The sequence below is a fragment of the Hydrogenovibrio sp. 3SP14C1 genome, assembly GCF_029625905.1.
In the GTDB taxonomy this organism is placed as follows: Bacteria; Pseudomonadota; Gammaproteobacteria; order Thiomicrospirales; family Thiomicrospiraceae; genus Hydrogenovibrio.
Map to the genome: position 1 here is coordinate 101698 of NZ_JARTLM010000005.1, position 18187 is coordinate 119884.

Below are 18187 nucleotides of genomic sequence, written 5' to 3' on the forward strand. Positions count from 1 at the left end.
GAAACGTCTAACCAGATATCGCTGTTATCAGGCATAGCAGCGAAAGAATTCACATTTAGCTTGATTGATCTGTTCAAACCCAATCAAGTTAAATACTAAGAAGGAATTAAATGAAATGGCTACACAGCAAATTAATATCCCGGATATCGGCGATTTTGATTCAGTAGAAGTTATTGAAGTTTTAGTCGCCGAAGGAGATGAGGTCGCTGTTGACGATTCTTTATTAACATTAGAATCAGATAAAGCAACGATGGAAATCCCAGCGCCTTTCGCCGGAAAAATTACCAAAGTCACTGTTTCAGTGGGCGATAGCGTTGCTGAAGGCGACTCGGTTTTTGAAATCGAAGTGTCTGAAGCAGCCGCTGCACCTGAAAAGGCTGAGCAAAAAGCCGAAGAGAAACCTGCTGAAAAACCAGCGCCTCAAAAAGCAGCTGAATCCCCTAAGAGTGCACCGGCAGCAGAATCAGCTCCGGCTCCAGCCACACCATCTCCAACAGCACAAGCATTAACCAAGCCTGTCAATGCACAATCTATGGGCGCCGCATCGCATGCGTCTCCCTCTGCCAGAGCGTTTGCACGTAAATTAGGTGTCGACATCAGTACTGTGTCTGGAACAGGCCCTAAAGGTCGTATCCAACAAACCGATATCGAAGCGCTTATTAAGTCTGTTATGCAAGGCGGTGCGGGCGCAGGTCAAGCACAAGGCGGCATGGGCATTCCATCCGTACCTGAAATTGACTTCAGCCAGTTCGGTGAAACCGAAACGGTTGAACTAGGTCGTATCAAGAAAATCTCTGGTAAGTTCCTACAAACAAGTTGGTTGAATGTGCCGCATGTCACCCAGTTTGACGAATGCGACATTACCGAAATGGATGCCTTCCGTAAGAGCATGAAAGCGAAAGCCGAAAAAGAAGGCGTGAAATTAACGCCGTTGGTCTTCGTGATGAAAGCGGTTGTCAAAGCATTGCAAGATTTCCCAGGTTTCAACAGCTCTTTATCGCCAGACGGTCAGTCTCTGATTAAGAAGCATTACTATAACATCGGTGTTGCGGTCGATACGCCAAATGGTTTGGTGGTACCGGTTCTGCGCGATGTCGACAAAAAAGGCATTTATGAATTGTCTCGTGAATTGATGGAAATTTCAGGCAAAGCACGCGACGGTAAGTTATCGCCAAAAGATATGTCCGGCGGCACCTTCACCATTTCCAGCCTCGGCGGTATTGGTGGTACTCAGTTCACTCCAATCGTTAACGCACCAGAAGTTGCCATTATGGGGCTTTCCAAAGCCAAAATGCAACCGGTCTGGAACGGGTCTGAATTCGAACCACGTTTGGTGATGCCGTTCAGTGTGTCTTACGATCACCGTGTGGTCGATGGCGCGGAAGGCGTTCGCTTTACCACCACAGTCGGTCAGTATTTAACTGATCTACGCCAATTGATTCTGTAATCGGAGAAGTGTATGAGTAAGATTGTTGACATCCTGATTCCAGATATCGGTGACTTCGCAGAAGTCGATGTCATTGAAGTATTAGTGTCTGCTGGCGAAGAAGTCATTCAAGACGACTCTTTGTTAACCCTAGAGTCAGATAAAGCCACCATGGAAATTCCTGCGCCTTACGCAGGTCGCGTGGTGGAAATGAACATTGATGTGGGCGACAAAGTTAAAGAAGGCTCGGTTGTCGGTAAAATCGAAATTGCCGATGTTGAAACGGTTTCTTCCAACGTTGAAGAAAGCGTTGCATCAGAACCCGCTTCTGAAAAAACTGATAAAAAAACAGATGAAAAACCAGCACCACAAGCCGTTTCTGCGGCAGACTTGCCCGATGCCGATATGCAATGCGATGTGTTGGTATTAGGCTCTGGCCCGGGTGGCTACACCGCCGCATTCCGCGCCGCCGATCTAGGCAAAAAAGTGGTGATGATCGAACGTTACGAGTCTATCGGTGGGGTGTGCTTGAACGTGGGTTGTATTCCGTCTAAAGCCTTATTACACATGTCGGTGGTTTTAAACGAAACCCGTGAAATGGGCGCACATGGTATTGAATTCGCCGAGCCAAAAATCGACACCAACAAAATGCGTGCATTCAAAGATTCCGTCATCGGTAAACTGACCGGCGGTTTATCTGGCCTTGCCAAAGCACGTAATGTGGAAGTGGTTCAAGGGTACGGAAAATTCAGCTCAGCCAATACAGTTACGGTTGATTTGGCAGACGGTGGCACCAAAACCATCGCGTTTGAAAACGCCATCATTGCCGCTGGGTCTCGTGTGGTGAAGTTGCCATTCATTCCACATGACGATCCACGTGTAATGGATTCTACCGATGCATTGGAACTAGAAGAAGTACCAAAACGCATGTTGGTGATCGGTGGCGGTATCATCGGTCTGGAAATGGCGCAAGTGTATGATTCATTAGGATCAAACATCACCGTGGTGGAACTGGGTGACACCATCATTCCAGGTGCGGATAAAGATATTTCTAAGCCATTGCTGAGAAGAATCAAAAAGAAATACGAAAACATCTACCTGAAATCAAAAGTTACTAATGTCGAAGCCAAAGAAGAAGGCTTGGTGGTAACGTTTGAAGGTAAAGACTGCCCGGAAACCGATACGTTCGATCGAATCTTGGTCGCGGTCGGTCGTGTGCCAAATGGTCAGTTGATTGATGCGGATAAAGCCGGTGTTGAAGTGAATGACTGGGGCTTCATCGAAGTGGATGAACGTCAAAAAACCAATGTCGATCACATTTATGCGATTGGTGACATTGTCGGTCAACCGATGCTGGCACACAAAGCCGTGCATGAAGGCAAAGTGGCCGCTGAAGTCATTAACGGCATGCCAAGCGCCTTTACACCAATGGGCATTCCATCCGTGGCGTATACCGACCCAGAAGTTGCTTGGGCCGGTAAAACCGAAGACGAGCTTAAAGCCGAAGGCATTGAATACGAAAAAGGCGCCTTCCCATGGGCCGCCTCGGGTCGTAGCTTAAGCTTAGGGCGAGATGAAGGGCTTACCAAAGCCTTGTTCTGTGCAGAAACGCATCGTTTACTCGGTTGTGGTATTGTCGGGCCTAACGCCGGTGAGCTGGTGGCAGAAGCCATGCTTGCCATCGAGATGGGTGCCGACATGCAAGATATTGGTCTCACCATCCATCCGCATCCAACGCTGTCAGAAACGCTTTGTTTCGCAGCCGAGATGGCGGAAGGCACAATCACTGACTTGATGCCACCGAAAAAGAAAAAATCTCACTGAGTACTAAATGAAACCCGCCTTTGTGCGGGTTTTTTTATACCATAGATTTTATGGTAATCATAATTTTTATATTTAATTTTTAGCAAAGTGGAGAGTTGTCCGTATGTTCTTAAATTTTAGATCAGTGTTTTTGGTGTTTTTACTGTACTCGCTAGTAACTCTTTCAGGCTGTAGTAGTGATAAAGACACTAAAATCAGTCAGTTACAAGATCAAATTTCTGATCTCAAAGATAAAGTGTCTGATCAGGCTGAGACAATAGCTGAGTTAAATAAACAAGTAGGTGAAGGGAAGCAACAGTATCTGGAAGAAGATGGTCAGAAAAGTACTCAAATCCTCTTAGCGTCAGGTGGACTTTTAATAATTTCTTTACTTTTCGCTATTTGGAGAGAAAGAAAAGTTGACGCCAAATGGAAGGAAAAATTCGAACAAGGAACAAATGAATTAAAAGCAAAGAATGATGAGCAGTCTAAAGTTATTATGGAGCTAGAACATACTATAAAAAAATTAAAAGATTCGTTGGAGGAAGGCGAGCGTAATGAGGTTGCAACTTTGATTAAAACCTTGAAATCTGAAAGGGATTTTAAGATGAAAAAGATTGGGGGGATAGATGCTGATGAATAAGCTTATCTCACAAGAGCAGAGTTCTGTTGATACTGAAGATTCAATTCAGGCTTATAAATCTCTTGCCAAGAGAGAACAAGAACATACAGCAGATGTTGTTAAGAGAGAAAGAGAGTATAGCAATGTTGTAGCAGCGGCAGCTGTGGCTGAATACAAAACCAAAGTAAAGTTGATTTCTACTTTTCAAAAGGGAACAGCTGATTATGCAACTATGGTGTTACAGCTCAAAAATGAAATTTCCGATTTAGAAGGAAAAATACAAAATTTAAACAAATCACTAGCACCAAACGTTCTCACGATTAACGCATTAAAAGATGACATAGATAAGTTGCTTTTTCTTTACAAAGATAGAAATCATACTTTTGAAAAGCTGGTCGGAGAAATTGAAAATTTAATCTTCGAATATTCAAAAAAAATTGATAGTGAAGAAGTTGCCAAAATCGTTGACGATAAAAAAAGAGGATTACAAAACCTTTGTGATGATATTGAAAGGTTGGAAAGAGATGTATTGAAAAAAGAGCAAGAAAAACTTGCCAGAGAGCATGAAATACAAGCATCTTTAGATGAACTGAGTGCCCACGAGCTTGAGTTAGCATTTTTAAAAAATAAAAAAGATAAAAAAGAGATTGAGGGCTTGTTCTCCATGCTTCATCAGTCTTTTGATTCTGTTGGAGAAGTAGGCCAAAACGATGGTTATACTAATCAAGAAAAGGAACGAGAAATTACTGGTGAAGTTATTGATGTGCCTCTTGAAAAGATTGAGAATAAATGACCGTTTTCTTTACAGATTTTAGAATTTAGAATCAATCAAAGGGTCAGACTCGATTGATTTTTTTATGCTTTAACTTATGAATCTAGAGAACTTAAAGAAACTCGTTACGGTCACGATGCCTTATGGAAAATATAAGGGTCGAGTTATTGCTGATTTACCAGGGAATTACCTTAATTGGTTTGCACGAGAGGGCTTTTCATCGGGTAATTTAGGGCAGTTATTGGCTCTCATACTTAATTTAATCCAAAAAATAAAACAACTCTATTTCACTCTTATTGCTGGGATTGCTCCTGCATTGTTTTTTAAAAGCTAGACTTGAATCAAATTAATTTTTTGATGTAAGGTATTAAACGGATAGCTTATTTTTAAATGTTTAGTGCGTTCTTTGGGGCATAATACAGCTTATGAAAAAAATTTATCTCTCCCCAAGCTATCTTGCTCTTGTCTATTTTATATTCTCGGTATTGTGGATTTTGGGATCAGATTGGCTGGTTTCATTCCTGTTCTACCAATCTCCACATCTTTTGATTATGGCTCAACAATATAAGGGGCTGGTTTTTGTATTAGTGACGACTGTGTTGATTTATGTTTTGCTCCGATCTTGGAAAATGCAATTAAATGCTTACATCAATGCCAGCCCAGCCATACTGTATGTTTTAAAGAAAACTGATCAAGGTTTTATTCCCAAATATGTCAGCGGTAATGTCAAAAATTTGTTGGGATTTTCGGTTAATCAGTCTTTGCATAAAGATTGGTGGCAGAGTCAAATTCATCCGGAAGATCGATCAAAAGCGCTAAAAACCTTTGATGGCATTGAAGCACATTCGCATTTGACCCATGAATATCGAGTTTATGATGCTCAAGGTCATATCCGATATATTCGAGATGAAATGCAAGTAAGTTGTGATCATAAAGGAAGAGTGATCGAAGTAATCGGGACATGGAATGACATATCCACTGAAAAAGAACAAATTCAGGAGTTAAATCAGGCGAAAGTGGTTTTTGATGCAACCCAGGAAGGCATTATGATTATGGATAAGCAGTGTCAGATTTTGAACGTCAATAAAGCGTTTACTGACATCACTGGTTATCATTTATCTGAAGTGGAAGGCCGTGACCCAAACTTTCTCAAATACGATCAAGAGGGCAGTGAGTATTACCATAATATATGGGATAGCATTCGCGCCAATGGCTACTGGCAAGGAGAAGTTTACAATCGACGTAAAAATGGTGAAATTTATCCTGAAATCTTAACCATTAATCGGGTGGTCGATTCTGAAAACAGCGTGTTAAATTATGTGGCGATATTCAGTGATCTCAGTCAAATGAAAGCGTCTCAGAAAAAACTCAATTTTTTAACGGATTACGATGTGATAACCCGTTTACCAAATCGGTTTTCAATGGTAAGAAAGTTGCAGCAACAAATTCTGCTAAGCCAAAAAACGGGTGAATCTTTTGCACTGTTTTTACTCGATTTAGATTATTTTAAAAATATTAATGATAGTTATGGACACTCGACTGGCGATGCGTTGTTAAAAAAGCTATCTCAAAAATTAAGCGAGTATCTAGACAAAAATGATTCACTTTCCCGCTTGGGAGGCGATGAGTTTGCTTTTTGGTTATCCCCTTTAGATAAAAAAATCGAGGCGGAGCAGCTAGCAATAGAGGTTTTAAATTTAATTAACCAAACGTGGATATTGGATGATACGCACTTGGAGTTATCAGCGAGTATTGGGGTTTGCGTTTTTCCTAAAGATGGCACAACTTCAGAAAGTTTATTACAAAATGCCGATGCTGCGCTTTATCATGCAAAATCGTAAGGTCGCAATAATTTTGACTTTTATCGTCCAGAATTGACCGAATTTTCTCGGCAAAAGGTAGAGTTGGAAGCCGAGTTGAAGCAAGCGTTGCAAAATAAGGAGTTCGAACTCTATTACCAGCCTCAATTTAGTATTAAAGAAAATCAGTTTGTAGGGGCAGAGGCATTGATTCGATGGAATTCACCAACTAGAGGACTTGTTTCTCCTGCGGTATTTATTCCATTAGCTGAAGAGACCGGTTTGATTCGAGAGATTGGTAAGTGGGTTTTATTTGAAGCCTGTCTTCAGGGGAAAACTTGGCTTGATCAGGGCTTTAATATCAAACGCCTGGCAGTGAATGTATCAGCGCAGCAGTTATATTTGGATGACTTACAAAGCCAAATTCAATTGGCTTTACAACAAACTGGATTTCCTTCAAGCTTGTTAGAATTAGAAGTGACTGAGGGCACTTTAATTGAGAGTAATAGGGTTATCCAACCTTTATTCAAAGCTTTGCAGGATCAGGGGATTAGTATTGCGATTGATGATTTTGGCACCGGTTACAGCTCGCTTTCTTACCTGAAACGTTTTTCTGTCGATATTTTAAAAATTGATAAAAGCTTTGTCGATGATATCGAAACAGATAAAGATGATCGTGCGATTATTCGTGCCATTATCTCAATGGCACATTCTCTGGAGTTGAAAGTATTAGCGGAAGGAGTAGAAACCCAAGCGCAGAAAGCGTTTTTGAGTAAACAGGGATGCGATTTTTACCAGGGGTATTTGAAAAGTCGACCACTTCCTGTTAAAGAATTTCTAGATAGTGTCTAGGGGAAAAGGGGCTCGATACCCTTAAACCCTACAGAAAGATGCATCTGTATACTCAAGGTCCAAATACTTAATATATGTTTATCTCACTACGTTAACTTATGAATCCAGAGAACTTAAAAAAACTCGTTACAGTCACTATGCCTTACGGCAAATACAAGGGACGAATTATTGCTGATTTGCCAGGAAATTACCTTAATTGGTTTGCGCGTGAGGGCTTTCCATCTGGTAATTTAGGGCAGTTATTGGCTTTAATGCATGAGTTAGATCACAATGGTTTAAAGCACCTTCTTGATCCGTTAAGAAAATAGGCTTTTAATTAGAAAACGGAATTAAAGGGTCAGAGTAAAGTCTAAAAAGCCCGCTTTATGCAGGCTTTTTTGTCTCTGAATGCGGGTAATGATTATTTTGATTAGCTATTTTTATCAAGTATGATTATTGTGAGTTAGGGAAAAAACTAAATAAACAAGAAGGAAATCAATGCGTCGGTTAATTGGTAGGGTGTTAGCAATACCCGTTTTCGTGATAATTGTCAGCTTGATGTTAAATGCCATCTTGGCCGTTTTACTAGCGTTGACCTATTCGTCATTAACGGAAGAAAAAGTTATTGCAACGATTACCTTTGATGCCGTAGACAATCAAAAGGATGTTTACCTCGCGCATCTTTATAAGCCTGATGGTTTCAAAATGGGGGACTATAAAATATATGGTGACCAATGGAGAATGGATGCTGGCTTCATTAAGATGGAGTATTGGGCCAATGTGTTTGGCGTGGATTCAAGGTATATTTTGAATCGGTTTGAAGGTCGATATCACGACATCGAAAAACAAAACGACCATAAACACCAAGCCTATCAATTGGAAAGTGATGGATTAATTAATACGTTCAGTTTTTTGGTGGATACGACATACGGCAGCTCTGTGTATAAAGAAATCAGAACCGACACGGTATACACGGTATTAAGAACCCAAACAGGCCTTATGGTTAGAATGAAACAGATAGCGCCGAAATCAGAAAGGGGGTTGTTAGATACCGTGATGTCATGGATTGGCTGATGAATAGAAGGCTTAGCGAACAGTTGAACCAAAGAAAAAACAGCCAGGCCTGGTAGGTTTAACATGGTTTTTACTCTGCGCCTGAAGCGATAAAGTCTAAACTATTCTCTTTTTAAAATACTTTTTGATTATTTTCTGTTCTAATATTTTTCTAATATTTTTCTAAAAAAGCACACGGCAACTCAATCAAACACACAACCTCTACGAGATAATATGAAGCAACTAAATAAACTCGCGACAGCGATGATTCCCAACAACGGCGGCGAGCTGGTTTTATTACAGCGTGAAGATGAATTTTCTATAAAGCTTTCCGGTGCGCGCGGGGTATTAATGAATAGCCGGGTTTATAACTCCGAGCAGGAATTGGCTAAGCTTGGCTGTGCGCATATTAAAAACAAAGAGAGTGCAGACGTTTTAGTGGGCGGTTTGGGGATGGGATATACCTTGGCAACCGCGTTGGCGTGTGTGACGGCTAGCTCAAGGGTGACTGTGGCAGAGCTTATTCCAGAAGTGGTTGAATGGAATCAGGGCCCGCTAGGGGAATGTGCAGGTAAGCCGTTGGCAGATGAGCGTAGCCATGTACGATTAGGCGATATTGCTGAATTAATCAAACAACAGAAGCCAGATTTTGATGCCATTTTGCTCGATGTCGATAATGGACCGGAAGGCATGACGAACAGTGAGAACAATTGGCTGTACTCAAGCGCAGGTTTAAGTGCCTTATACAATAGTTTACGCCCTGAAGGGATGCTGGCGGTGTGGTCTGCAGGGCCAGATTCAATGTTCATTACTCAACTAAAAAAAGCTGGGTTCAAAGTGAGCAACAAAATGGTGAGAGCAAGACCGGGTAAAGGGAGCCGGCATACTATTTTCCTTGCGAAAAAACCTTAAATCATTGGATCAGGTTAGATTGTTTTATTAAAACCAAACAAAATCGACCAGGCCTGGTCAATTTAAAACGCTCACTAATCCTCTTATTAACCCGCTTAGCATTTTGTTCAGCGGTTTTTTTATTGCTTTTGTATTAATAAAATTAATGAAAACAATGCCTTATTAAAACAATTATTGAGTTTTGTCTAAGATAAAGGTATCGTTTTTAGGGATGGTTGACATACGCAATATGGCTCATTTAATATGAATACTAACCTGTTAGTATTGTGGTTCTTACCTAAATAGGAGAGGAGAAGTAACATGACGAAAGTTCTTGTTCTGTACTACAGCATGTATGGTCACGTTGAAACGATGGCTGAAGCAGTCGCTGAGGGCGCTCGTAGCGTCAAGGATGTTGAAGTGACAATCAAACGTGTGCCTGAGTTAATGACGGATGAACAAGCTCAAAAGGCTGGCGTTAAACTTGATCAATCCGCACCGGTCGCAACAACGAGTGAGTTAGCGGATTATGATGCCATTATATTTGGTACGCCGACTCGCTTTGGCAATATGTGTGCGCAGATGCGCAACTTCCTGGATCAGACAGGGGGGCTTTGGGCTGGTGGAAAATTGATAAACAAGGTCGGTAGTGTCTTCACCTCCACAGGAACACAGCATGGCGGACAAGAAACGACCATCACTTCGTTTCACACAAACCTGTTTCATTACGGCATGATCGTTGTCGGCGTTCCTTATTCTTGTCAAGAAATGACCAATATGAATGAAATAACGGGTGGCACACCTTATGGTGCAAGTACTTTAGCGGGTGGTGATGGTAGCCGACAACCTTCAGAAAATGAAATCAAAATAGCCAAGTGCCAAGGGGCTCACGTAGCGGAAGTCGCGAAGAAACAATCCGCTTAATAAATACAACCTTTCGGGCATTAAACCGGTATTTTATGTTTTGTCATGAGTCAAAACGGCTTGTTGTTGAGTAATCTGTTTTCACTTTGAAATTAAATGTCTTTCATGAATACGAGGTGCAGATATGATAATGAGAAAAATGACATCAAAAGACTATGTGGTTGCCGTTGCAGTCGGTATCGCCATCGCTATGATTCTTTCTATGGTGATGATTCCAGCTGCCAAGTTCGGAATGTCTTCTATGCCTAAACCGTTAAGTCTCGCATTTGTTCAAATGATATTTGGTGAAGTGCCCGCTCTGGTAGGGATTTTATTTCATATTGCGTATGTGACCTTCTGGACAATTGTATATGTTGTTATGTTTAAGCTGCGAACTTTTCTGAATGCGTTGTGGTTGGCGTTGGCGCTATGGGGATTGGTTCTGGTGTTTTTCTTTCCTCTTGTCGGCTGGGGATTCTTTGGGTTGGCTGTGGGCCCGGAATTAATTGTGGGATCGCTGGTGCCGCATTTGCTATTTGCCGTCCTGTTGTGGGCAATTAGTCGTTGGGCATTTCCATATAAAGTCTCTTATGAACAAGAAAATCCGTAAACAGCGTTTGAATATGGTGTTTGATAGCGCCGGTTAATCAGGCTGTTGCCCCAAAAAAGCGAATACTTTTCTTTTTGAAGTGTCAAAATCACGCAAGCCTGATCGCGTTGATTTATTGGTTATCATCCGATTGATTGCAATGAAAAGGGGAGCGAGTGAATGAATATTAAATTACATCGCATTTATGATGATGACATGCCGCAGGGATATCACGCCCTTGTTGATCGGTTATGGCCGCGTGGCGTGTCAAAAGATGACGCTGATCTGGATGGTCACTGGAAAAATCTGGCGCCAAGTAACGATCTGCGAAAATGGTTTGACCATGATCCCGATAAATGGGGTGAATTCAGAAAAGAATACTTGAGCGAGCTGAGTGAGCATAAAGAAGAGGCGAAAGAGCGTCTGCAAGAAGTGAGTCAGAAAAACCTCATTTTGCTGTACGGTGCAAAAGATAAAAAACACAGTCATGCCCATATTTTGAAAGAGTATTTAGAAAAGCTGGTCTAAGAAAGCGTGATTAAAAAATAGCCAAGCCTGGTCATTTAAATACATTAAGAAAAGAGGGCGCAATCCTTTAAATTCTTAATTATCTAAGTTTGCTCAGTTTTTTGATAGACCCGTGTTTAATTAAGGGCAAGGCAGTTAATGTGGAGTTAGGTTATTTCAGAAGAAACCAAACAACCCTTTACTAAGGGATCGATGTACCCCCGTTCACTTAAGTATATGACGAACTATCTTCAGTCAATGGTACGAGGCCGCTTGTGGTTGAAAGTATTGATTGGGATGGTTTTGGGTATCTTTACGGGAGTGATGATTGGGCCTTCAATGGGCTTGATTGAGCCTACAACTGCGACATTAGTTGGGGATTGGTTGGCTTTTCCAGGTAAGCTGTTTCTGGCTTTGATTCAAATGATTGTGATTCCGCTTATTTTTGCTTCGATTATACGTGGCTTAGCCTCTACAGAAGATCTTGAACAACTTCGCAGTATGGGGCTAAAGGTTGTTTTATTTTTTATCGCGACAACGGCCATGGCGATTGTCATTGGTTTGGTTGTCGCTTCGGTTATTAAGCCGGGTATTTATATTGATAGCCAAGCTTTGCAGACAAACATGTCTATCGCACCAGTCGTATTAGATCAAGCTTCGCAACAGAGTATTAATCTTGCAGAGTTGCCTCAAAAGGTCGTTTCTTTATTGCCTTCTAATCCATTGAGCTCGATGGCTGAAAGCAATATGTTACAGGTAGTAATTTTTGCAATGGTGGTTGGGGTTGCTTTGGTTATGATGCCTCCGGCACAAGCCAAGCCAATGCTGGATTTATTGGGATCATTGCAAGAAGTCTGTATGACAGTGGTGCGTTGGGCAATGCTGTTGGCGCCCGTTGCGGTGTTTGGTTTGTTGGCACAATTAACCGCCAAACTCGGTATGGATGCTTTGTTTGGTATGACAATTTATGTCGGCACGGTTTTGTTGGCTTTGCTGATATTGTTTATCTCTTATTTGATTATGATTTTTGTCATTGCCAGAGAGCATCCGTTGAAATTTATCGGTTCAATCAAAGATGTTTTGCTACTGGCATTTTCAACCTCAAGTTCGGCTGCGGTCATGCCGCTTTCAATTAAAACAGCGGAAGAGAAGTTGCATGTTCGTCCTTCGGTATCCCAATTTGTAATCCCTCTGGGTGCAACGATAAATATGAACGGTACCGCCTTGTATCAAGGGGTTGCCGCTTTATTCCTTGCACAGGTGTTTGGTATTGATATTGGACTGGGGGGTATGATATTAATTATTTTAACCTCTGTTGGGGCATCTATTGGTGCGCCAGCAACGCCAGGTGTGGGGATAGTGATTTTAGCCATGGTGTTGAGTTCAGTTGGAATTCCAGCGGCAGGTATCGCTTTAATTATGGGGGTTGATCGTATTTTGGATATGAGTCGAACAGCCATCAATGTGACTGGTGATCTGGTGACGGCCAAGTTGATGGACCGTTGGGTCGGTTCAAAATTAACTTTTAAAGAGGAGCTAAAAGAAGAAGCTCTGCATAATGATATTCGCGAAAAAACAGATCAGGACGTTCTGACTTCAGAGAATTTGAAAGGTTAGACGGTTCAACTAAATACTACAAGTTGGCTTTGTTATTCGATAAGCGTTTATTGTTTAAGTCAATAAACGCTATAAATGAAACCCGTTTTTATAGAGGTAAAATCAACACCTTATCTTGATTAAAGAGCGGGATCAGTAAACGATTACGTTTTGTGTCGACGCCCATATCAGCAGGGGAGTTAAGGAACTCGGCAATGGTTTCGTATTCACCGTTTTTATAAACATCAATGGACGAGCTTTCCCAGCTTGACATCGCGAGGCTACCATCCGGTAATTTCACCAGGCCATCTAACCGTGCACCGAATGGTTTTGGCATTTCTGTGATATTGCCTTTCTCATCCATTTTAATCATTTTAGCGGTGCTGAAAAATACCACGTAAATATCGCCGTTATCATTCAGAATGCCGTTGGGTCTGCCCATGTTCAGGTCTTTTAAGAGGGTCTCAACTTTACCATTTGCCCATACTTTATAGATTGCATCGGTACCCGAAGATTTGAACCCGGGTTTCATGCCGGTATCGGTGACATAGACATAATCACCATTACCTGCGGTAATACCATTTAAGAAGCTGCTGCCTTCAACGGTAATGGAAGGAAGTTGCTTTCCGCTTGGCAAATCAAATACACGTATTTGAGTAATGTCGGCAACAAACAGCTTATTGCCTATAATCGTCATGCCTTTAGGGGCGTGTAATTGTACTTTGTCACTTGTACCATCAATCCATTTTAGGTCAATGACTTTACCATCTGGGCTCAGTTTTGAAATAAAACCATTGTCGTCTGCTTCGAACGGACTGCCGTTAATATTGGTGACTAAATAAACATCTTCGGCAGCATCATATTCGACCGATTCTGGCGTTGCAAAACCAACATCGCTGACCATGATTCTTGAAGTTTCTTGATTTGCCAGTGTGGTCACAGACCAAAATGCAGCCAGTAACACTAAGAGGCTTTTTGTAATGCTTTGGATAGATTTCATCATCAACTCCTGAAAGATTAATATTTTGCTTTGACCTTGAACGCAACATGTAGTTGCCACCCAGTAGCAGCGCTTTGTAAGGTTATTCTATCATGGTCTATAGTTATTTATACTGATAGAAGTGGTTTGTTATTTTTGCTTTCTTTGATAGTTCAAAATGGAAATCGGCACGACTTTTTTAACTGGAAAGCCTTCTATTTCTTTGCGTTCAATAAGATGGTCCAACAGGCTTTCAATGGCACAGAGATTCTTGAAGTCGTCTTTTGAAACCAATGAAATGGCTTCACCTGCGGCACCCGCTCGGCCTGTTCGACCGATGCGGTGAATGTATTCTTCAGCCGGGTAAGGCAGGTCGTAGTTCACAACACGGCTGAGATTGTCTATATCAATCCCGCGGGCGGCAATGCCGGTGGCGATTAAAAACTTTAATTTCCCTGATTTAAACTCCGACAAAACCTGTTCTCGCGCCGCTTGGCTTCGACCACTATGAATGGAATCGGCGATAATGCCTCGCTTGCCAAGTTGTTCAACGAGTTTGGCGGCGGAATGTTTTTTCTCAACAAAAATAAGCGCTTGGTCCCAGTGTTGTTCGTTAATCAAGTGACTCAATAGGGTGGACTTGGTGTCTTTGTCGACGGTAATCAACCATTGTTTTATTTTCGGCGTGGTCTTATTTTGCGGGGAAATGGCAATTTCAGCGGCATCGTCCGATACGGTGTCGGCGGCTAAATAGCGTACAGTTTCAGTCAACGTGGCGGAAAACAGTAAGCTTTGGCGTTGATGGGGCAGACGATCGGTGATTTTATACAGGTCGTCAATAAAGCCCATATCGAGCATTTTGTCGGCTTCATCCAACACCAAAAATTCCAAATCATCAAAAAACAAGGCGCGTTGATAGGCTAAGTCTAATAATCTTCCTGGGGTGGCGACCAGAATGTCAATGCCTTGCATAAGGCGTTGTTTTTGCGTGTCGATGTCTGTGCCGCCATAAACCGCCATTGAACTAAGGTTTAAATGCTTGGCATAGTCAACCACATTGGTTTCCACCTGCATCGCCAACTCACGCGTGGGCGCGAGGATGAGGGCGCGGATAGAGCGACCTCGTACGGGGTCATCGGTATTCAGTTTTTCTAACAGCGGTAATACAAAGCTGGCGGTTTTACCTGTGCCCGTTTGCGCTGCGGCCATGAGGTCTTTACCCGATAAAATGATCGGAATAGCCTGTTTCTGAATGTCGGTAGGGGCCTCATAGCCTAGCTCGGAAACGGCTTTAACAATCGGGGCTGATAACCCAAGGTTTGAAAATGGCATAGAAATCTCTGTGTTATTAAATAATCAATGGACGACGCTTAAGTATGGGGTTTGAAAAAAGAATACTTTTTTGAAAAGCTCGCCAAAATGGATAATGGGGCAATTATCCTTCATTTAACAAGAAAATGTCACTAAAGAAAAAATAGCCAGGCCTGGGTGTTTTTAAGATTTTAAGGCTTGCCGCGTAATCAGGCTATGAATTTAAGGGTTAGTCGTCTTTAAATGCATCGCGATGAAATTCTGCCGCTTGCATAACCTCGCGTAACCCACTCTCCATTAATTCAGGCACATCACCGCCAGCTAGCACGGTCAACATTGAATGAACACCTCGAGAGAGAGAGGTGAGGTTATAGCCGCCTTCTAGCACCAAGGCCAGACGACCGTCGCAATGTTTGTCGGCAATCCCCTGCACGATGCTAGTGAGCACGGCTAAACCGTCGTAGCTCATATTCAACGCCATGTCATTGTGGTGAGGGTCGCAACCGGCGGAGACTAAAACCAGATCTGGTTTAAAATAGTCAGCAGCGGGGATCAGTATTTCGCGAAATGCTTTTTCAAGAGCAATATCACCAGCGGCTTCCGGTAGAGGAACGTTAACCGTATAGCCTTCGCCCATACCAGCACCGATCTCGTTCAAATTTCCGGAACCCGGGTAAAAGGGCGCGGCACAATGGGTGTCAAAAAATAGCACATCTTGATCCGCCCAAAATATATCTTGTGTGCCGTTACCGTGGTGGGCATCCCAGTCAACGATTAGAACACGCTCGCAACCAAGTTTTGCCTGAGCGTGGGCAGCCGCCACAGCAACATTGTTAAACAAACAAAATCCGCGCGCCCGAACTGCATCGGCATGATGACCAGGTGGCCGAACCAATGCGAAAGCGCTTTGCGTTTCACCCTTAACCACGCATTCGACGGCTGCGATTGCATTACCCGCGGCAGAGGTCGCTGCCTGAATACTTTCTGGCGAGACGGCGGTGGTGTCTTTGTCTAGCCAAGCACGTTTACCCTCGAGGGAGAACATATGGTCTAGGTGAGTTGTGGTGTGAACACGACCTAGTTGTTCGTATGTGGCATGCGCTCCTACCTTGATTTGTACGCCAGGGATAGGATATTCCTTGAGCCATTCCATGATTGCAGTGAGCCGTCCAGGGTGTTCAGGATAACTCCATTTGAAGTTTAGCTCTCTCAGAATATTGCTTACACGCTTTTCTACTCGGCTAGGGAGAAAGGGTAAATCTACTTGAGGGTCATGGCCGAGCATAACTTCGTCATAAAACACTGTTACACTGCGTGAATCTGCCATTCGCGACCTCCTTAATATTGCTGTGGGGCGCTGCTTAATCAGCAACGTTTTGCCAGTTTTTTACTGTGGTGTTGAATACTGCGGCTAGCACACCCGTGTTTTAACCCGCCGCCACCCATGCCGCTTCCGCCTCTTTAATTGGTTGCTGCGTAAGATGTAAATGTCACTCATGCTGACTACGCTAGATTGGAGAAGGTTCGCACGACCATTCACTTATCGTTATTAACCAATGCATCGGTAAGTCGTCTTTGTAGACTTTACCTATTCATATTTTCAGGATAACACAGATAAGTATCGTTGTATCCGAACGGGAAAAGTCTTTGTAATAAATACATATTTTTAAAAGCAGAGAGCAAAATTGATAGCAGTATGCTTTCGTGTTATGGTAAAACCACAGTTCAATTTTTTAACGCTCTTTATACGTTATTTCAATTACATTCAATTGCATAACGCGTACTGTTGTTTGCTGTTAAATTTCTCAATGGCTTTCTATCCCGCGTTATATCTATTCACTTCAACCCCGCAACGGAGGCATGTATTATGACGAAAAAAAATCCCGATAAAGGCTATGTAGCCATTCTTGGCTGGAGCTTAAACGCCATTAACGCCATTGAAAACTTTGACCGTCGTTATATTATTGTCGCTCCGCAATGGGCTGAAGACTATGCCAGAGAAAATGGTATCCCTTTCATTACTTGGGATTTCGAGCGACTCAATGAGAGTTCCATGGAAATTGCCGAGAAATTAAAAGAGGAAGGCGTGGATGTTGCTATTCCATTGTTTGAAGAAACGGTGGAGTGGGCTGGCGCAATCAATGCGGTATTGCTCAAAAATCCGCGCCTCATGAACCAATCAATGCTGTTCCGTGATAAGGCGCTGATGAAACGACGTGCTCAGCTTGGCGGCATTCGTGTTGGTATATTCGAAGAGGCAAACGACAAGACTGATGTTATCCGTTTCTTAAGACGCGTTAACCAGGCTCTTTTAAAACTGGACGGTGACCCCGATGATCCGATTCATCTGAAAGCCTTTGATAAAGCAGGTTGTTTGGGGCATCGCGTGGTTCGTACGCCGGACGATGTGGACAATATCCCTGAAGAAGAATTTCCGGCTTTGATGGAAAGTCACTTGGACGGATGGGAGTTCGCTGTCGAGGCCTTTATCAAGGATCGAAAAATTCACTTTCTGAATATATCCGAATATGTCACTTTGGGGTACTCGGTGTTTGTGCCGGCCACTCCAGATTTGGAAAAATGGCGCCCTCAAGTGGTTGCGGAAATCGAAAAACTGATTGAAACCTTTGATATCGACTTCGGTTTCATTCACCCCGAATATTTCGTTACCAGCGATGGGAAAATGTACTTCGGTGAGGTGGCTTATCGGCCACCAGGCTTCAACGCTTTTGAACTTATTGAACGCGCCTATGGCTTCAACGCTTACCAGGCGATGGTGATGATGTTTGATCCAAAAACCACTGACGAGGAAATTAAAGCCTTTTTCCCACGAGAAGTGGTCGACGCTAAGGGGCATGCCGGTTGTTTCGGTGTGTATCCACGCCGACGAGTCATCAACGAACTTAGAATACCGGAAGAGACGGAAAACGATCCTTATTTCGAATTCCATGAACTGCAGTCACCTATGCAAAATAAGGTACCGAAACGGAGTGCCTTCGGAACGCACTGGGGTCTGGTATACTTTTTCGGTGACGATCCGTATCGTATGCGTGATCTGCTTAAAGCCCAGGAAGACCTGGATTATTATATCTGATGGAATAATTG

Annotated in this window: 18 protein-coding genes; 15 read left to right on the top strand and 3 right to left on the bottom strand. The window is 42.7% G+C overall.

Translation table 11 applies throughout. The features are described from left to right. The first annotated feature begins 115 nt into the window (after window positions 1–115). From aceF to P8629_RS05585, 14 genes are all read left to right on the top strand, one after another. Window positions 116–1447 (top strand): dihydrolipoyllysine-residue acetyltransferase, encoded by a 1332-nt coding sequence (gene aceF, locus P8629_RS05520; protein ID WP_278165126.1) that lies wholly within the window; start codon window positions 116–118, stop codon window positions 1445–1447. Between the two features lie 12 nt (window positions 1448–1459). Beyond that, window positions 1460–3250 carry a dihydrolipoyl dehydrogenase gene (lpdA, locus tag P8629_RS05525; RefSeq protein WP_278165127.1) on the top strand — a complete coding sequence of 597 codons (1791 nt, stop codon included), beginning with the start codon at window positions 1460–1462 and terminating at the stop codon, window positions 3248–3250. 103 nt (window positions 3251–3353) lie between these two features. Continuing rightward, window positions 3354–3872 carry a hypothetical protein gene (locus tag P8629_RS05530; RefSeq protein ID WP_278165128.1) on the top strand — a complete coding sequence of 173 codons (519 nt, stop codon included), beginning with the start codon at window positions 3354–3356 and terminating at the stop codon, window positions 3870–3872. Further along, complete coding sequence (locus P8629_RS05535) at window positions 3865–4644, top strand: hypothetical protein (protein WP_278165129.1); 780 nt, start codon at window positions 3865–3867, stop codon at window positions 4642–4644. Before P8629_RS05530 ends, P8629_RS05535 begins: the two co-directional genes overlap by 8 nt. A gap of 76 nt (window positions 4645–4720) precedes the next feature. Further along, window positions 4721–4957 carry a DUF3820 family protein gene (locus P8629_RS05540; RefSeq protein ID WP_278165130.1) on the top strand — a complete coding sequence of 79 codons (237 nt, stop codon included), beginning with the start codon at window positions 4721–4723 and terminating at the stop codon, window positions 4955–4957. Between the two features lie 91 nt (window positions 4958–5048). Next, window positions 5049–6464, top strand: a complete 1416-nt coding sequence (locus P8629_RS05545; RefSeq protein ID WP_278165131.1) for a sensor domain-containing diguanylate cyclase — start codon at window positions 5049–5051, stop codon at window positions 6462–6464. A 33-nt stretch (window positions 6465–6497) separates the two neighbouring features. Next, a complete protein-coding gene (locus P8629_RS05550; protein ID WP_278165132.1) occupies window positions 6498–7274 on the top strand; it encodes a putative bifunctional diguanylate cyclase/phosphodiesterase in 777 nt (258 codons plus the stop codon). Window positions 7275–7372: 98 nt separating this feature from the next. Beyond that, window positions 7373–7582 (top strand): DUF3820 family protein, encoded by a 210-nt coding sequence (locus P8629_RS05555; protein ID WP_278165133.1) that lies wholly within the window; start codon window positions 7373–7375, stop codon window positions 7580–7582. Between the two features lie 169 nt (window positions 7583–7751). Continuing rightward, window positions 7752–8327, top strand: coding sequence for a hypothetical protein (locus tag P8629_RS05560; RefSeq protein ID WP_278165134.1), 576 nt, complete (start codon window positions 7752–7754; stop codon window positions 8325–8327). Window positions 8328–8540: 213 nt separating this feature from the next. Next, window positions 8541–9218: an MnmC family methyltransferase gene (locus P8629_RS05565; protein ID WP_278165135.1), complete on the top strand. Its 678-nt coding sequence runs from the start codon at window positions 8541–8543 to the stop codon at window positions 9216–9218. Window positions 9219–9518: 300 nt separating this feature from the next. Then, window positions 9519–10121: an NAD(P)H:quinone oxidoreductase gene (wrbA, locus tag P8629_RS05570; RefSeq protein WP_278165136.1), complete on the top strand. Its 603-nt coding sequence runs from the start codon at window positions 9519–9521 to the stop codon at window positions 10119–10121. Between the two features lie 124 nt (window positions 10122–10245). Then, window positions 10246–10710, top strand: a complete 465-nt coding sequence (locus P8629_RS05575) for a hypothetical protein (RefSeq protein WP_278165137.1) — start codon at window positions 10246–10248, stop codon at window positions 10708–10710. A gap of 159 nt (window positions 10711–10869) precedes the next feature. Further along, window positions 10870–11217, top strand: a complete 348-nt coding sequence (locus P8629_RS05580) for a DUF488 domain-containing protein (protein WP_278165138.1) — start codon at window positions 10870–10872, stop codon at window positions 11215–11217. Between the two features lie 216 nt (window positions 11218–11433). Then, window positions 11434–12813, top strand: a complete 1380-nt coding sequence (locus P8629_RS05585) for a dicarboxylate/amino acid:cation symporter (protein ID WP_278165139.1) — start codon at window positions 11434–11436, stop codon at window positions 12811–12813. An 88-nt stretch (window positions 12814–12901) separates the two neighbouring features. Here the strand turns inward: P8629_RS05585 and P8629_RS05590 are convergent, their stop codons facing one another. The 3 genes from P8629_RS05590 to P8629_RS05600 form a co-directional block, all read right to left on the bottom strand. Beyond that, the gene (locus P8629_RS05590; protein WP_278165140.1) at window positions 12902–13795 is read right to left on the bottom strand and encodes an SMP-30/gluconolactonase/LRE family protein; all 894 of its coding nucleotides are present in this window, start codon (window positions 13793–13795) and stop codon (window positions 12902–12904) included. 126 nt (window positions 13796–13921) lie between these two features. Then, on the bottom strand, window positions 13922–15103 hold the full coding sequence (locus P8629_RS05595; protein WP_278165141.1) for a DEAD/DEAH box helicase: 1182 nt from the start codon (window positions 15101–15103) through the stop codon (window positions 13922–13924). A gap of 208 nt (window positions 15104–15311) precedes the next feature. Continuing rightward, window positions 15312–16409 (bottom strand): histone deacetylase family protein, encoded by a 1098-nt coding sequence (locus P8629_RS05600; RefSeq protein WP_278165142.1) that lies wholly within the window; start codon window positions 16407–16409, stop codon window positions 15312–15314. Window positions 16410–16949: 540 nt separating this feature from the next. Between P8629_RS05600 and P8629_RS05605 the strand changes: the two genes are divergently transcribed. Beyond that, window positions 16950–18176: an ATP-grasp domain-containing protein gene (locus P8629_RS05605; protein WP_278165143.1), complete on the top strand. Its 1227-nt coding sequence runs from the start codon at window positions 16950–16952 to the stop codon at window positions 18174–18176. The last annotated feature ends 11 nt before the right edge of the window (window positions 18177–18187 follow it).

Excerpts from the sequence above, each read along its gene's own strand:
- aceF (WP_278165126.1), top strand. The coding sequence starts at position 116 with ATGGCTACACAGCAAATTAATATCCCGGATATCGGCGATTTTGATTCA.
- P8629_RS05580 (WP_278165138.1), top strand. The coding sequence starts at position 10,870 with ATGAATATTAAATTACATCGCATTTATGATGATGACATGCCGCAGGGA.
- P8629_RS05545 (WP_278165131.1), top strand. The coding sequence starts at position 5,049 with ATGAAAAAAATTTATCTCTCCCCAAGCTATCTTGCTCTTGTCTATTTT.
- P8629_RS05590 (WP_278165140.1), bottom strand. The coding sequence starts at position 13,795 with ATGATGAAATCTATCCAAAGCATTACAAAAAGCCTCTTAGTGTTACTG.
- wrbA (WP_278165136.1), top strand. The coding sequence starts at position 9,519 with ATGACGAAAGTTCTTGTTCTGTACTACAGCATGTATGGTCACGTTGAA.
- P8629_RS05575 (WP_278165137.1), top strand. The coding sequence starts at position 10,246 with ATGATAATGAGAAAAATGACATCAAAAGACTATGTGGTTGCCGTTGCA.
- P8629_RS05595 (WP_278165141.1), bottom strand. The coding sequence starts at position 15,103 with ATGCCATTTTCAAACCTTGGGTTATCAGCCCCGATTGTTAAAGCCGTT.
- P8629_RS05555 (WP_278165133.1), top strand. The coding sequence starts at position 7,373 with ATGAATCCAGAGAACTTAAAAAAACTCGTTACAGTCACTATGCCTTAC.
- P8629_RS05600 (WP_278165142.1), bottom strand. The coding sequence starts at position 16,409 with ATGGCAGATTCACGCAGTGTAACAGTGTTTTATGACGAAGTTATGCTC.
- P8629_RS05605 (WP_278165143.1), top strand. The coding sequence starts at position 16,950 with ATGACGAAAAAAAATCCCGATAAAGGCTATGTAGCCATTCTTGGCTGG.
- P8629_RS05565 (WP_278165135.1), top strand. The coding sequence starts at position 8,541 with ATGAAGCAACTAAATAAACTCGCGACAGCGATGATTCCCAACAACGGC.
- P8629_RS05540 (WP_278165130.1), top strand. The coding sequence starts at position 4,721 with ATGAATCTAGAGAACTTAAAGAAACTCGTTACGGTCACGATGCCTTAT.
- P8629_RS05530 (WP_278165128.1), top strand. The coding sequence starts at position 3,354 with ATGTTCTTAAATTTTAGATCAGTGTTTTTGGTGTTTTTACTGTACTCG.
- lpdA (WP_278165127.1), top strand. The coding sequence starts at position 1,460 with ATGAGTAAGATTGTTGACATCCTGATTCCAGATATCGGTGACTTCGCA.
- P8629_RS05585 (WP_278165139.1), top strand. The coding sequence starts at position 11,434 with ATGACGAACTATCTTCAGTCAATGGTACGAGGCCGCTTGTGGTTGAAA.
- P8629_RS05560 (WP_278165134.1), top strand. The coding sequence starts at position 7,752 with ATGCGTCGGTTAATTGGTAGGGTGTTAGCAATACCCGTTTTCGTGATA.
- P8629_RS05535 (WP_278165129.1), top strand. The coding sequence starts at position 3,865 with ATGAATAAGCTTATCTCACAAGAGCAGAGTTCTGTTGATACTGAAGAT.